The organism is Pseudomonas sp. W15Feb9B, assembly GCF_000828175.1.
Lineage (GTDB): Bacteria > Pseudomonadota > Gammaproteobacteria > Pseudomonadales > Pseudomonadaceae > Aquipseudomonas > Aquipseudomonas parakoreensis.
In genome coordinates this window covers 305,492-318,537 of the sequence record NZ_JTKF01000005.1, presented here as the reverse complement: position 1 = coordinate 318,537, position 13,046 = coordinate 305,492, and the positions used below count along the sequence as shown (strand labels likewise).

At 59.9% G+C, this 13,046-nt stretch carries 11 protein-coding genes; 1 reads left to right on the top strand and 10 read right to left on the bottom strand.

The genetic code is table 11. The features are described 5' to 3' along the window. The first annotated feature begins 186 nt into the window (after positions 1-186). Positions 187-1,488, top strand: a complete 1,302-nt coding sequence (locus OC71_RS03675; RefSeq protein WP_041064350.1) for an OprD family porin — start codon at positions 187-189, stop codon at positions 1,486-1,488. Between the two features lie 111 nt (positions 1,489-1,599). On the opposite strand, the gene OC71_RS03670 is transcribed toward OC71_RS03675, so the two are convergent. The 10 genes from OC71_RS03670 to OC71_RS03625 all read right to left on the bottom strand — a co-directional run bounded on the left by OC71_RS03670 (position 1,600) and on the right by OC71_RS03625 (position 12,906). Beyond that, entirely contained in the window at positions 1,600-2,217 is a 618-nt protein-coding gene (locus OC71_RS03670) for a hypothetical protein (RefSeq protein ID WP_371260334.1), read from the bottom strand. 46 nt (positions 2,218-2,263) lie between these two features. After that, on the bottom strand, positions 2,264-3,202 hold the full coding sequence (locus OC71_RS03665) for a carbohydrate kinase (protein WP_041064345.1): 939 nt from the start codon (positions 3,200-3,202) through the stop codon (positions 2,264-2,266). A gap of 13 nt (positions 3,203-3,215) precedes the next feature. Next, positions 3,216-4,712: a xylulokinase gene (gene xylB / locus OC71_RS03660; RefSeq protein WP_041064342.1), complete on the bottom strand. Its 1,497-nt coding sequence runs from the start codon at positions 4,710-4,712 to the stop codon at positions 3,216-3,218. A 152-nt stretch (positions 4,713-4,864) separates the two neighbouring features. Then, entirely contained in the window at positions 4,865-6,340 is a 1,476-nt protein-coding gene (locus OC71_RS03655) for a mannitol dehydrogenase family protein (RefSeq protein ID WP_041064339.1), read from the bottom strand. Between the two features lie 17 nt (positions 6,341-6,357). Continuing rightward, positions 6,358-7,461: an ABC transporter ATP-binding protein gene (locus tag OC71_RS03650; protein ID WP_041064336.1), complete on the bottom strand. Its 1,104-nt coding sequence runs from the start codon at positions 7,459-7,461 to the stop codon at positions 6,358-6,360. Between the two features lie 118 nt (positions 7,462-7,579). Continuing rightward, positions 7,580-8,410, bottom strand: coding sequence for a carbohydrate ABC transporter permease (locus OC71_RS03645; protein WP_034154211.1), 831 nt, complete (start codon positions 8,408-8,410; stop codon positions 7,580-7,582). Positions 8,411-8,418: 8 nt separating this feature from the next. After that, positions 8,419-9,345 (bottom strand): carbohydrate ABC transporter permease, encoded by a 927-nt coding sequence (locus OC71_RS03640; protein ID WP_041064327.1) that lies wholly within the window; start codon positions 9,343-9,345, stop codon positions 8,419-8,421. A gap of 173 nt (positions 9,346-9,518) precedes the next feature. Beyond that, a complete protein-coding gene (locus OC71_RS03635; RefSeq protein WP_041064323.1) occupies positions 9,519-10,829 on the bottom strand; it encodes a sugar ABC transporter substrate-binding protein in 1,311 nt (436 codons plus the stop codon). 233 nt (positions 10,830-11,062) lie between these two features. Further along, positions 11,063-11,968, bottom strand: coding sequence for an AraC family transcriptional regulator (locus OC71_RS03630; protein ID WP_041064319.1), 906 nt, complete (start codon positions 11,966-11,968; stop codon positions 11,063-11,065). 68 nt (positions 11,969-12,036) lie between these two features. Then, the gene (locus tag OC71_RS03625; protein WP_041064316.1) at positions 12,037-12,906 is read right to left on the bottom strand and encodes a phospholipase; all 870 of its coding nucleotides are present in this window, start codon (positions 12,904-12,906) and stop codon (positions 12,037-12,039) included. Between the last annotated feature and the right edge of the window lie 140 nt (positions 12,907-13,046).

Below are 13,046 nucleotides of genomic sequence, written 5' to 3'. Positions count from 1 at the left end.
GTTCAGTGCTTGAGAATCGCCAGTCAGTTTCAGACTAAAGTCGCCTTCAGGCCGTCAAAGCCATCTGCCATCATTGTCGCTCACCCCTGCGTGTCCACTTCTTCCCGGCTGTTTCTGACCCGGGACGGGAGCTATTTTTCTGGCTGACTGCGCCCTGGCGCAAACGCTGTACTGTTGGAGTTTTTCATGCGTCCCCCATTCCCTCTCATCACCCCGCGCCAGTCGTTTGGCTTCGGAGCCGCTTTGCTGTGCGCCGGTTTTGCCGCGCAGGTTCAGGCCAGCGGTTTTCTCGAAGACACCACGGCGAAAATCGAATCGCGCACAGTGTATTTCAACCGCGATTTCCGTGATGGGCACACCTCAAGCGACCAGGGCGCTTCCAAGCGTGAAGAGTCGGCGCAAGGCTTTATTCTCAATCTGCAATCGGGTTACACCGAGGGCACGGTCGGCTTCGGTATCGATGCGCTGGGCATGCTCGGCTTTCAGCTCGACTCCAGCCCTGATCGCAGCAACAGCGGCTTGCTGCCGTCCAGCGGCGAGAACCCGCGCGGCTCGAAGGGCCAGTACGCGAAGATGGGCCTGACCGCCAAGGTCAAGGTCTCGGACACGGTGTTGAAGTACGGCGCGCTGCTGCCGGATCTGCCACTGCTCAAGTACAACGACGGCCGCCTGCTGCCGACCATGTTCAACGGTGCGATGCTGACCTCTAAAGAAGTGAAGGATCTGACCTTCATGGCCGCGCGTCTGGACAAGTACACGGCACGGGATTCCACTGATTCGCAAGACATCCGCGTGCACTGCAAGAACAAGCGCTACGCCTGTAACACCACCGCCGACCATTTCGACATGTACGGCTTCGACTACAAGATCAATGATCGCCTGACCGCGCAGTATCACTACGCGGAACTGGAAGACATCTATCGCCAGCACTTTGTGGGGATGTTGGCTAACCAGCCGCTGGGTGACGGTGTGCTGAAGGCCGATGTGCGTTTGCTGAAAAGCGCCGACAGCGGTGATGCCAAGGCCGGCTCCATCGACAACCGCGCGTTGAGCGGCATGCTCTCCTACGGCATCAGCGGCCACACCTTCAGTGCCGGTTGGCAGCGCATGAACGGCGACAACTCGATGCCGTACCTCGATGGCAGCAATCCGTATCTGGTCAACTACGTGCAGGTCAACGACTTCGCGGCGGCGCAGGAGCGCTCCTGGCAGCTGCGTTACGACTATGACTTCAAGGCCATCGGCATCAACGGCCTGAGCTTCCTGACCCGTTATGTCAACGGTGACCACATCAAAGTCCCGGGCAGCGATCAGGAAGGCAAAGAGTGGGAACGCGACAGCGAGTTGAAGTACGTGATCCAGACGGGCACGTTCAAGAATGTCAGCCTGCGCCTGCGCAATGCGACTTACCGCACCAATTATGAGAAATTTGCGCGGGATGTGGATGAGACCCGGTTGATTGTGAGTTACAACTTCTCCGTCCTGTAAACCTCACCCCCTGTAGGCGTTGCCGAAGGCTGCGATCTTTTGATCTTGATTGTAAAAAACAAAATCAAAGATCGCAGCCTGCGGCAGCTCCTACAGGGGGACTGCGGCGGCCTACAACCAATGCCAGAACCGGCTCCAGAAGCCGCGATTCAGATCCTCTTTGCACCCGGCATACTGCCGCGCATACACATCGGAACGTGCCTGCACCTTGCGCGCAGTCGGCATCAACCAGGCTTTGCTGGCGTAGGTCTTGTTGCGGAAACCGCCCCAGCCTTCGTGGTAGTTCAGGTACTGGTTATAGGCATCGTATTTGTACACGCCGTTGATCGAGGTGGTCTTGTCCATGTACCAGCCGACGAAGTCGATGGCGTCGTCAAAGTCTTCGCGGTCAGCCCAATTGCGCCCGGTGCTCTTCTGGTAATCGGCCCAGACCTCATCCTTGGCCTGGGCATAGCCGGCGGCCGTCGACACCCGGCCCCACGGAATCACCCACAACAGGTATTTGCGCGGCGTCTTGGCGTCGTAGCGGTAGCCGGACTCCTGATACATGATCGCGAAGGGCACCTGGATCGGCACGCCCCAGCGCTTTTGCGTGACTTGCGCCGCGTCGTACCAGTCGCTTTTTTCGCGGAAGATTTCGCAGATGTCTTCCGGCGAACGCGGCGGCGAGGTGCCGCAGCCGCTGAGTAATCCCGCCAGTATCAAAAGTCCCGCCGTCCGCCCCGACATCAAACCGTCATCCCCATGCGCGCAAAAAGGCCGACAGTCTACGCGCTCAGCTCAACTGGTGACGATAGGGCAAGTCCGGACCGGTCTTGCTGCACGTCAGGGCGGCCGCCTGTACGGCAAACTTGAGCATCGCGTCGATCTGTTCGCGATTGAGTTCCCGAACCCCTTCGACCGAATCCAGTGCTTGCTCGGTCAACCAGGTAATCAGCGCTGCTTGAAAGGTATCGCCTGCGCCGACGGTATCGGCGATTTGCACCGAGCATGCTGGTACTGACCACGAGCCATGGGCGCGGCTGAACACCGTTGCGCCTTCGCCGCCACGGGTCAGGAACACCAACTGGCAGCGATGCTGCAGCCAGCCTTCGATCACGCGCTGCGGGTCCTGCTCGGGATACAACAGGCTCAGGTCTTCGTCGCTGACCTTGATCATGTCGGCCAGTTGCACCAGGGTCGCCACGCGTTCGCGCCAGAGGTCGATGTTCGGTTCCGGGTTGAGGCGCACGTTGGGATCGAGGGTGATCAGGCGCTTGCCGCTTTCGCGCTGCACCAGGGTCAGCAGGGTGTCGGCGATCGGCTGTACCACCAGCGAGAACGAGCCGATGTGCAGGCCACGCACGTCATCTCCGAGTTGCGGCAGATGGGCGAGGCTTAATTGGCGATCAGCACAGCCCTCGCCGCGAAAACTGTAATGCGGCGAACCGTTGGCACCGACCGCGACCATCGCCAGCGTGGTTGGCGCGGCGAAGTCGATCAGGTAGTCCGCCCGCACGCCTTCATCCCGCAGCACTTGCTGCAACCGTCGGCCGAGATAGTCGGTGGACAGCCCGGCAAACAGCGCCGAATCCACACCCAAACGGCGCAAGCCGACCGCGACGTTGAACGGCGAGCCGCCGGCAATCGCCTTGAAATTGACCTTCGAAGCCAGACCGCTGGCATCGTCTTCGCTGAAAAAATCGAACAGGGCTTCGCCACACACCAAGTACATGATTGTTTGCTCTTTATAGGGTTGCGACATGCTGTTGATAGCGTTCATAGGCCTGCTGGAACGCCGCGACATGGGCGGCAACCGGCAGGGTTTCACTGTGCAGATCGAGCTTTACGCAGCGCTGGCACAGATCGGCCAAAGAGTCCTCGTGGCCGTTCGACCAGGACTTGCACCACGCCGCCTGAATCGCCGCGCCGAGGGCTGCGGCTTCGCTGTGTTCGGTGCAGATCACCGGGGTGTTCATGATGTCGGCGACGATCTGCCGCCACACTGCACTTTTCGAGCCGCCGCCGATCAGGCAAATGCTGCGGCTTTGTAAACCATTGTGGCGCAACAGATCCAGTCCATAACGCAAACCGAAGGTCGTGCCCTCGACCACGGCGCGACATAGATTGGCCTGGGTCAGGTTGCTCAGGGTCAAGCCGTGCAGGCTGCCGGTGGCATGGGGCAGGGCGGGGACGCGTTCGCCGTTGAGGAACGGCAGCATGCTCACGCCTTCCGCGCCAATGGGCGCCTGGGCCACGAGTTGATTGAACTGCTCCAGGTCGAGGTTGAACAGCTCGCGGATCGCACCGGTGGCGTTGGTCAGGTTCATGGTGCAGATCAGCGGCAGCCAGCCGCCGCTGGACGAGCAGAACGTGGCGACCGAAGCATCCGCGCTGACCTGCGGCGCCTCGGCGTAGGCGTACACCGTGCCGGAGGAACCGAGGCTCATGGTGATCGCCCCGGGTTGAATGTTGCCGGTACCGATGGCGCCCATCATGTTGTCGCCACCGCCGCTGGCGACCACTGCGTTCGGGTTGAGGCCCAACTGCTCGGCAATCGCTGGCAGCAGTGTGCCCACCGCCTGATGCGCGTCGATCAGCTCCGGTAACGCGGCTTGCAGGCGACCGGTGGGGTCAATGTCACGCAGCAACTGCAAGTCCCACTGGCGGCTGCGCACGTTGAAATAGCCGGTGCCGGAAGCGTCGCCGTACTCGCTGCAGGCGCGCCCGGTGAGCCAGAAATTCAGGTAATCGTGGGGCAGCAGGATGCGTGCGATGCGCGAGAACACCTCAGGATGCTGTTCTTTAGTCCAGAGTAATTTCGAAACGGTGTAGCCCGGGGCGATGACCACGCCGAGGCGCTCAAGCGAGCCTTTTTCGCCGCCGAGGTGTTTGAGCAGACGATCGTTTTCATCCGTGGTTTCGGTGTCGCACCACAGTTTGGCCGGGCGCAGCACCTGGCCCTGATCGTCGAGCAGCACCAGGCCGTGTTGCTGGCCGGAGACACCAATGCCGAGGATCGCCTGACCGTCGACACTGGCTGCGAGCAGGGCGCGGCGGGAGGCGAGGGCGAAGGCGTCGAGCCACTGTCGGGTGTCCTGCTCGCGGCGACCATTGGCGCCGCTGATCATCGTGTGCGTGGCGGCGCCTTCGCCGAGCACTTGACCGCTGGCCGCATCGAGGATGATCGCCTTGGTGCCCTGGGTGCCGCAGTCGATGCCGAGGAAGAGTTGTCGGGTGGTCACAGTGAGGTCCTCAGGGTGTCAGGTGAGTCAAGGTGAAGCCAATCGCTGGCAAGCCAGCTCCCACAGGTTCTCGGGTGTACGCAAAATTCATCAACGATTGAAAATCCTGTGGGAGCTGGCTTGCCAGCGATGGCGTCGGTGGTTTCACCGCATCACTCAGCCAGCACCCGCTCCAACGTGCTCGTCACACCCCCCTCACGCAAGCTGTTGCAGCACCACTCAAACGCCGCCACAAATGCTGCCGAACGTGGAATCGCCGTGCCGAAAATCTCCTCGACCGCCAACAAGCGCTGAGTGATCAACGCATCATCCGCCACCAGCCCCTGACAGAATTCCGCCCGTGGATCAGGAATCGAATAAGTGTCGCCATTTTCATCCACGCCCTTCAGATACAACGCCCAGGCAGCCACCACCAACGCTGCGCGCCTGGTTTCCTGGCCATCGGCAATCAAGCGATTGATCGTCGGAATGGTGAACTTGGGAAACTTCGATGAACCGTCCGAACACACCCGTTCCAGTTGATCGGCAATCGCCTGATTGGAAAAGCGCGCCACCAATGTGTCTTTGTAGTCGGTCAGGTCGATGCCCGGCACCGGCGCCAGTTGCGGGGTGACGTCGAGGTCCATGTAGGCGCGCATGTAACGTACGAACAGCGGGTCGTTCATGGTCTCGTGGACGAAGCGATAGCCCTTCAAAAAACCCAGGTAAGTCAGGGCCAGGTGGCTGCCGTTGAGCAGCTTGATCTTCATCTCTTCGTAGGGTGAAACGTCATCGGTGAACTGCACGCCGACCTGTTCCCAGGCCGGGCGACCGTTGACGAATTTGTCTTCCAGCACCCATTGCACGAACGGTTCGCAGACCACCGGCCAGGCATCGTCGACGCCGTGTTTGTCGGCCAGTTGCAGGCGATGCGCGGTGCTGGTCATCGGTGTGATGCGATCGACCATGGCGTTGGGGAAACTGACGTTCTGCGCGATCCAGTCACGCAGCCCCGGGTCACGCAGGGTGGCGAAGGCCAGCAACGCCTTGCGGGTCACCGCGCCGTTGTGCGGCAGGTTATCGCAGGACATGATCGTGAACGCCGGTGTGCTCGTGTCACGGCGCTTTTCCAGTGCTGCACAGAGGAAGCCGAACACGGTTTTTGGCGCCAGCGGATGGGCCAGATCGTGCTGGATCTGTGGCAGGTGCGCCATGAACTCGCCGTTGCTGTCGTCGATGCAATAACCGCCCTCGGTGATGGTCAGCGAGACGATGCGGATTTGCGGATCGGCGAGTTTGTCGATCAGCGCCTGCGCGCCGTCTTCGGCCAGAAGCATGTCGCGAATCGCACCGATCACCCGCACTTCGGTGTCGTCGCTGTCGCCGAGTTCGAACAGGGTGAACAGGTAATCCTGCTCTTTGAGATCGTCGCGGGCACGGCGGTCTTCTGTGCGCAGGCCGACGCCGCAGATTGCCCACTCCAGCGCCTGACCGGTATTCATCAGTGCATCGGTGTAATACGCCTGATGCGCGCGATGGAAGCCGCCGACGCCAATGTGCGCGATGCCCTGGCGGGTGTCGCTGAGGCTGTAGGCCGGCAGTTGCACCTCGGGGGCGAGGCGCTGCAGATTTTGCTTATTGAGTTTCATCGGACAAGTCTCGAGGTTCAAGCCGCGGCGCGCAGCGGGCGGGTCAGCGCCACGCCATTGGCGTCGAACAGGTGGCAATGGCTGGCGTCCAGGTGCAGGTTCAGTTGCTCGCCGTAGCGGCTCGCCAAGTCACCGCGCACACGCATCGTCAGGGCTTCGCCGGCGTTGGTGGTGACGTGGCAGAAGGTGTCGCTGCCCAGGCGTTCGCTGACGTCGGCGGTGACTTGCAGGGTGCAGTCGCCCGGTTGCGCCAGCTCCAGATGTTCCGGGCGAATGCCCAGGGTCACGGCGCTGCCGACGCTCAGATTGGCGGCGTTGAACGGCAGGGTGATGCGTGTACCGGCGTCCAGCGAGACTTCGCAGCTCTGGCCGTCGATGCGGGCGATCTTGCCCTTGAGGAAGCCCATTTTCGGCGTGCCGAGGAACCCGGCGACGAACACGTTGGCCGGGTTGTGATAGAGGTCCAGCGGCGAGCCGACCTGCTCGATCTTGCCGCCATTGAGCACCACCACCTTGTCGGCCATGGTCATCGCTTCGACCTGATCGTGGGTCACGTAGATCATGGTCGCCTGCAGGTCCTTGTGCAGACGCAGCAGCTCCAGACGCATCTGCACGCGCAGGGCGGCGTCGAGGTTGGACAGCGGTTCGTCGAACAGAAAGATCTTCGGATTGCGCACGATGGCGCGGCCGATGGCGACCCGTTGCCGTTGGCCGCCGGAGAGCTGTTTCGGCTTGCGCTCGAGCATCGGTCCGAGCTCGAGAATGCGCGCCGCTTCGCCGACTTTTTTCTCGACTTCGGCTTTTGGCACACCGGCCAGATCGAGGGCGAACGACATGTTCTTTTTCACGGTCATGTGCGGGTACAGTGCGTAGGTCTGGAACACCATCGCCAGATCGCGCTTGGCCGGACTGACTTCGGTGATGTCGCGGCCATCGAGTTCGATGGTGCCGCCGCTGACTTCTTCCAGCCCGGCGATCAGCCGCAGCAGGGTGGATTTGCCGCAGCCGGACGGGCCGACGAAGACCACGAATTCCTTGTCGTTCACCTCAAGGTCGATACCCTTGATGATGGAGAAACCTTCGAAGCCTTTTTGCAGATTCTTGATTTTCAGGTTGGCCATGGTGATGGGCCTCCGCATTGTTGTTTTTTTTAAGATCAAAAGATCGCAGCCTGCGGCAGCTCCTACACAGTGCCCCTGTAGGAGCTGCCGCAGGCTGCGATCTTTTGCTTTTAAATCTTCATTTCACGGCACCGAATGAGAGGCCGCGCACCAGTTGCTTCTGGCTGATCCAGCCGAAGATCAGGATCGGCGCACAGGCCAGGGTCGAGACCGCTGACAACTTGGCCCAGAACAAGCCTTCGGGGCTGGAGTACGAGGCGATCAATGCGGTCAGTGGCGCGGCTTTCGACGAGGTCAGGTTCAGCGACCAGAAGGCCTCGTTCCAGCACAGGATCAGCGACAGCAGCACGGTGGACGCGAGGCCGCCCTTGGCGATCGGCAGCAGCACGCGGACCATCTCCTGCCACAGCGTGGCGCCGTCAAGGCGGGCGGCTTCGAGGATGTCTTTGGGGATGTCCTTGAAGTAGGTGTAAACCATCCAGACCACGATCGGCAGGTTGATCAGCGTGTAGATCACGATCAGCGCGATGCGCGTATCAAGCAGGCCGAAACTCTTGGCCAGCAGGTAGATCGGCATCAGCACACCCACCGGCGGCAGCATCTTGGTCGAGAGCATCCACAGCAGCGTGCCTTTGGTGCGCTGGGTTTCGTAGAACGCCATCGAGTAGGCAGCCGGCACCGCGATCAGCAGGCACAGCGCCGTGGCACTGAACGAGATCACCACCGAGTTCCAGGCAAAACTGAAGTAGTCGCTGCGCTCGTTGATGTGCAGGTAGTTCTCCAGCGTCGGCGTGAAGATGAATTGCGGCGGCGTGGCGAACGCGTCGATTTCGGTCTTGAAACTGGTCATCACCATCCAGAAGATCGGGAAGAAAATCACGATCGCGATGGCCCAGGCCAGGGTGCCGAGCAGCAGGCTTTGCAGCCGGCGGGATTGTTGAAGGGTCATGGCAGGCCTCAGGCTTTGTCAGTCAGGTTTTTGCCGATCATCCGCACCAGAATGATCGCGGCGATGTTGGCGATGACCACGGCAATCAAGCCGCCGGCCGAGGCCATGCCGACGTCGAACTGCACCAGCGCCTGGTTGTAGATCAGGTAGGCGAGGTTGGTCGAGGCGTAGCCGGGGCCGCCGTTGGTGGTGGTGAAAATCTCGGCGAACACCGACAGCAGGAAGATCGTTTCGATCATCACCACCACGGCAATCGGCCGCGCCAGGTGCGGCAGGGTCAGGTGCCAGAAGATCGCGACGGGGCCGGCGCCATCCAGACGCGCGGCCTCCTTCTGTTCCTGGTCGAGGGACTGCATGGCGGTCATCAGGATCAGGATCGCGAAGGGCAGCCATTGCCACGAAACAATGATGATGATTGACAGCAGCGGGTAGTGCGCCAGCCAGTCCACCGGCTCGGCGCCGAACAGCCGCCAGACGTAAGCGAGAATCCCCGAGACCGGATGGAAAATCAGGTTTTTCCAGATCAGCGCGCCGACCGTGGGCATGATGAAGAACGGCGAGATCAGCATCACCCGCACGATGCCGCGACCGAGAAACTCGCTGGCCTCGAGCAAAGCGCTGATCAACACGCCGAACACCACGCTGATCAGCAGCACGCTGCCCACCAGCAACAGGGTATTGGTGGCGCCGGGCAGGAAACCGGAGTCGGTCAGGAAGTAGGTGAAGTTCTCCAGCCCGACGAATTCGTTCACCCCCGGATCGAGCAGGTTGTAGCGAATCATCGAGAAGTAGAGGGTCATGCCCAACGGCACGATCATCCACAGCAGCAACAGGGCCACCGAAGGGCTGACCAGAAACCAGCCGGGATTGCGTACGCGGACTTTGCGCTGGGGTTGCGCCAGGTCGAGGTGGGCTTTGGCAGTTGAAGTATTCATGGTGATCACAACCGTTTGGGTGCAGATACATGTTCAGGAAAGACAACCGTCCTGACATCGACGCGAATCCTGTGGGAGCTGGCTTGCCAGCGATGAGGCAGGCACATCCGACATTGATGTTGGCTGCTCAATCGCCATCGCTGGCAAGCCAGCTCCCACAGGTCAAGTAGTGGTTACTTGGGATAACCCGCGCGCTTCATCTCGCGTTCGGTGGTTTGCTGCGCGGCGGCCAAGGCCTGATCCACCGTGGTCTGGCCGATCAGCGCCGCCGAGAACAGCTTGCCGACCTGGGTGCCCACGCCCTGGAATTCAGGAATGGTCACCAGCTGAATGCCGATATACGGCACCGGTTTCAGCGTCGGTTTGCTCGGATCTGCCGCTTTCAACGATTCCAGCGTGACCTTGGCGAACGGCGCCGCGCTCATGTAAGCATCGCTGTAGGTCGAGGCGCGGGTGCCCGGTGGTACGTTGGCGATGCCGTCGGTCTTGGCCACCAGCTCGCCGTATTCCTTGGAGGTCGCCCACGCACTGAAGGCCTTGGCGGCGTCCTTGGCCTTGGAGCTGGTCGGAATCGCCAGTGCCCACGAATACAGCCACGCCGAACCTTTGTCAGTGACCTGATGCGGGGCGAAGGTGAAGCCGACGTGATCGGCGACCTTGCTCTGGGTCTTGTCGGTGACGAACGAACCGGCGACAGACGCATCCACCCACATCGCGCACTTGCCACTGTTGAACAGCGCGAGGTTCTCGTTGAAACCGTTGCTGGAAGCGCCCGGCGGGCCGGATTTCTTCATGGTGTCGACGTAGAAGTTCAGCGCGTTTTTCCACTCCGGTCCATTGAATTCCGGCTGCCATTTCTCATCGAACCAGCGCGCACCGTAGGCATTGGCGACGGTAGTGATCAGCGCCATGTTCTCGCCCCAGCCGGCCTTGCCGCGCAAGCAGATGCCGTATTGCTCTTTGTCCTTGTTGGTGAGTTTTTCGGCGAAGCCGGCGATCTGTTCCCAGGTCGGACGCTCGGGCATGGTCAGACCGGCGTCCTTGAACAGGTCGGTGCGGTAGTAGGTGATCGAGCTTTCGGCGTAGAACGGCAAAGCGTACAGCGAGCCCTTGACCGAGAGCCCTTCGCGCACTGACGGGAACACGTCGTCGAGGGCGTAACTGGCCGGCAGGTCCTTCATCGGTTCCAGCCAGCCTTTGGCGCCCCAGAGTGCGGCTTCGTACATGCCAATGGTCAACACATCGAACTGCCCGCCCTGGGTGGCGATGTCGGTGGTCAGGCGTTGGCGCAACACGTTTTCTTCCAGCACCACCCAATTGAGCTTGATCTCCGGATGCTCGGCCTCGAAGGTTTTCGAGAGTTTTTGCATGCGGATCATGTCGCTGTTGTTGACGGTGGCGATGGTCAGGGTCTGGGCGCCAAGGCTGACGCTGCTGAGGGTCATGCAAGTGAGGGCAAGCAGAGCTTTTGCAGTGGGTTGCATCGTGCACTCCTTTTCTACGTCCGTTGGGAAGCAGAAGGACAGTTATTGTTTTTGTGTCTTCCTGTGCAGGAAGAATGTGTGCTGATTACAGCCCTCTATCGACGGACTGACAAATCATCCATCGCACTTGAACCGATACTTTTTTGCACTGGCAAAAAAGATCGCAGCCTGCGGCAGCTCCTACAGGGATCGGTGTAGGAGCTGCCGCAGGCTGCGATCTTTTGATGTGGCTGTTATGCGTGATTCTGTTCCGTCAGGCGCTGCACCGCGAGGCGTCGATAGTGTGAAGGCGTCATGCCCTTGAGTTGCTGGAAGCGCCGATTGAAGTTGGAAATATTGTTGAACCCCGACTCGAAACACACCTCGGTCACTGGCTTGTCGCCGTCGGCCAGCAGTTCGCAGGATTTGCTGATGCGCAGGCGATTGACGAACTCGATGAAGTTGCGCCCGGTGGCCTGTTTGAATACGCGACTGAAGTAGGTCGGCTTCATCCCCAGATGCTCGGCGACTTCTTCCAGCGTCAGCTCCCGGGCGTAATGGTCGAAGATGAAATCGACGGCGCGGTTGGTGCGGTCGATATTGTGCTCGTCGGCCAGTTGCGTGTTGGTGGCGCCGGACAGCAACTGATAGTCGTCTGTCGCCGCCAGCAACTCCATCAGAATGAAAAAATGCCCCAGACGAGTGATACCGCGCGTATCGGCAATTCGCTGCATCAGCGTCATGGCCTGGCGGATCGTGTCTTTGTCGCGAAACTCGATGCCGTATTGCGCGCGCTCCAGCAGCGGCGCCAGAGTCTTGAGTTCGGCAAATACCTGGTGCCCGCTGTCGAACAACTCATCGGTGAAGTTCACCAGCATGTCGCGCTTTTCCACCACTTCGTCTTCGGCCACCTGGCTGATCCAGTTGTGCGGCAGATTGGGCCCGGTAAGGAACAGCGTTTGCGGATAAAAGTTGCCGATGTAGTCGCCGATGAAGACCTTGCCGGAACTGGCGACGATCAGGTGCAGTTCGTATTCCTTGTGAAAATGCCAACGCACTAAAGGGCAGGGAAAACCATGCTGACGGTAGATGATGGACAACCCGTTGTGATCGTCCATCAGCTCGTAGGAGGGATCAGTGATTCTGGTTGCCCGAGTCATGTCCGATACGTTCTGTTGTTATGTCCGGATGCTCATCATGCACGCGCGTCACGGACAGTGCCAGCACCTCAGCCCCGAGCCTTGACCAGGCCTTTGGCATGGTTGATCTGCTGGCAATATTCCGCGAGCCGCGTGGCACCGACGAAATCGGCATTGATAATGCTGCACTTTGGCGCCCAGCCCGAGTCCGGGCCAAACCATTGATTGAGTTCGCGGGTGATCCGCTTTACGCCGGCCAGTTCGCCATAGCTGGTGGCCGATAATGACCAGAGGCTGCCGGACGGCGGCGGATTGGCCAGTGTTCGTGTGATGTGTTGCTTGAGTTGCTCGGCAGAGGTGATATCTGAACCGCTCCACTCATGACGGATTTGCGGCCAGTACAGGGGCGACCTGAAATCCGGATGCGAGTCGCTTGCCAACACCACTCGTTGTATCGGACTGATCTTTTTAAGTTGTTCAATGGTCAGCTGGCTGTTGTTTCTGGGAATAAGCCGCGAACCCAGCTCCGTGGTGATGACTTCGTGCAAGCCCTTGTAATCGAATGGTTGATTATTGATGGCCTTGAGTTCATGTATGTCCAATACGATGAACTCGTTCGGGTTGTCAGTCAGGAAGACCTTGAGACTTTTTACAAGTTCGCTCAAGGCACGCCCCCGGAACAGTTTCATGCCATGAAACGTATGGAACTTCTTGATGCCCAGCCAGTGTTCATCGGCATGCAGACGCACGTCGAAAACGCGCACGCCTTCATTAAGTTGCTGAATGAACGGGCCATCCTGGCAGACAAACCAGTTTTTCGCCGGCTGCACATACGCCGGGTACGAAAAGTCGTAATCCAGCCCGGCGTTATGGGCTCCAGGCCAGACCACTTCACCCAGCGTCAGTTGGTCGATACCGGGTGCGGACGCTATCCAGTTTTTTAAAGGGTAGTTGCTCATGATGCATTCCGTTGCAGATAAAGTTTTATTCCGACCAGTCACATTACTCGGTCAGTTCGGAAGTTATTCTTTGATGCAGTCGGAAAAAGTACAAGTCAGCACTCTTTGCAAAGTGTTGGTACTGGGTTTTCGCGATTTTG

Coding starts and splice junctions, on each gene's coding strand:
- OC71_RS03675 (WP_041064350.1), top strand. CDS start 187: ATGCGTCCCCCATTCCCTCTCATCACCCCGCGCCAGTCGTTTGGCTTC.
- OC71_RS03670 (WP_371260334.1), bottom strand. CDS start 2,217: ATGTCGGGGCGGACGGCGGGACTTTTGATACTGGCGGGATTACTCAGC.
- OC71_RS03665 (WP_041064345.1), bottom strand. CDS start 3,202: ATGTACTTGGTGTGTGGCGAAGCCCTGTTCGATTTTTTCAGCGAAGAC.
- OC71_RS03655 (WP_041064339.1), bottom strand. CDS start 6,340: ATGAAACTCAATAAGCAAAATCTGCAGCGCCTCGCCCCCGAGGTGCAA.
- OC71_RS03650 (WP_041064336.1), bottom strand. CDS start 7,461: ATGGCCAACCTGAAAATCAAGAATCTGCAAAAAGGCTTCGAAGGTTTC.
- OC71_RS03645 (WP_034154211.1), bottom strand. CDS start 8,410: ATGACCCTTCAACAATCCCGCCGGCTGCAAAGCCTGCTGCTCGGCACC.
- OC71_RS03640 (WP_041064327.1), bottom strand. CDS start 9,345: ATGAATACTTCAACTGCCAAAGCCCACCTCGACCTGGCGCAACCCCAG.
- OC71_RS03635 (WP_041064323.1), bottom strand. CDS start 10,829: ATGCAACCCACTGCAAAAGCTCTGCTTGCCCTCACTTGCATGACCCTC.
- OC71_RS03630 (WP_041064319.1), bottom strand. CDS start 11,968: ATGACTCGGGCAACCAGAATCACTGATCCCTCCTACGAGCTGATGGAC.
- OC71_RS03625 (WP_041064316.1), bottom strand. CDS start 12,906: ATGAGCAACTACCCTTTAAAAAACTGGATAGCGTCCGCACCCGGTATC.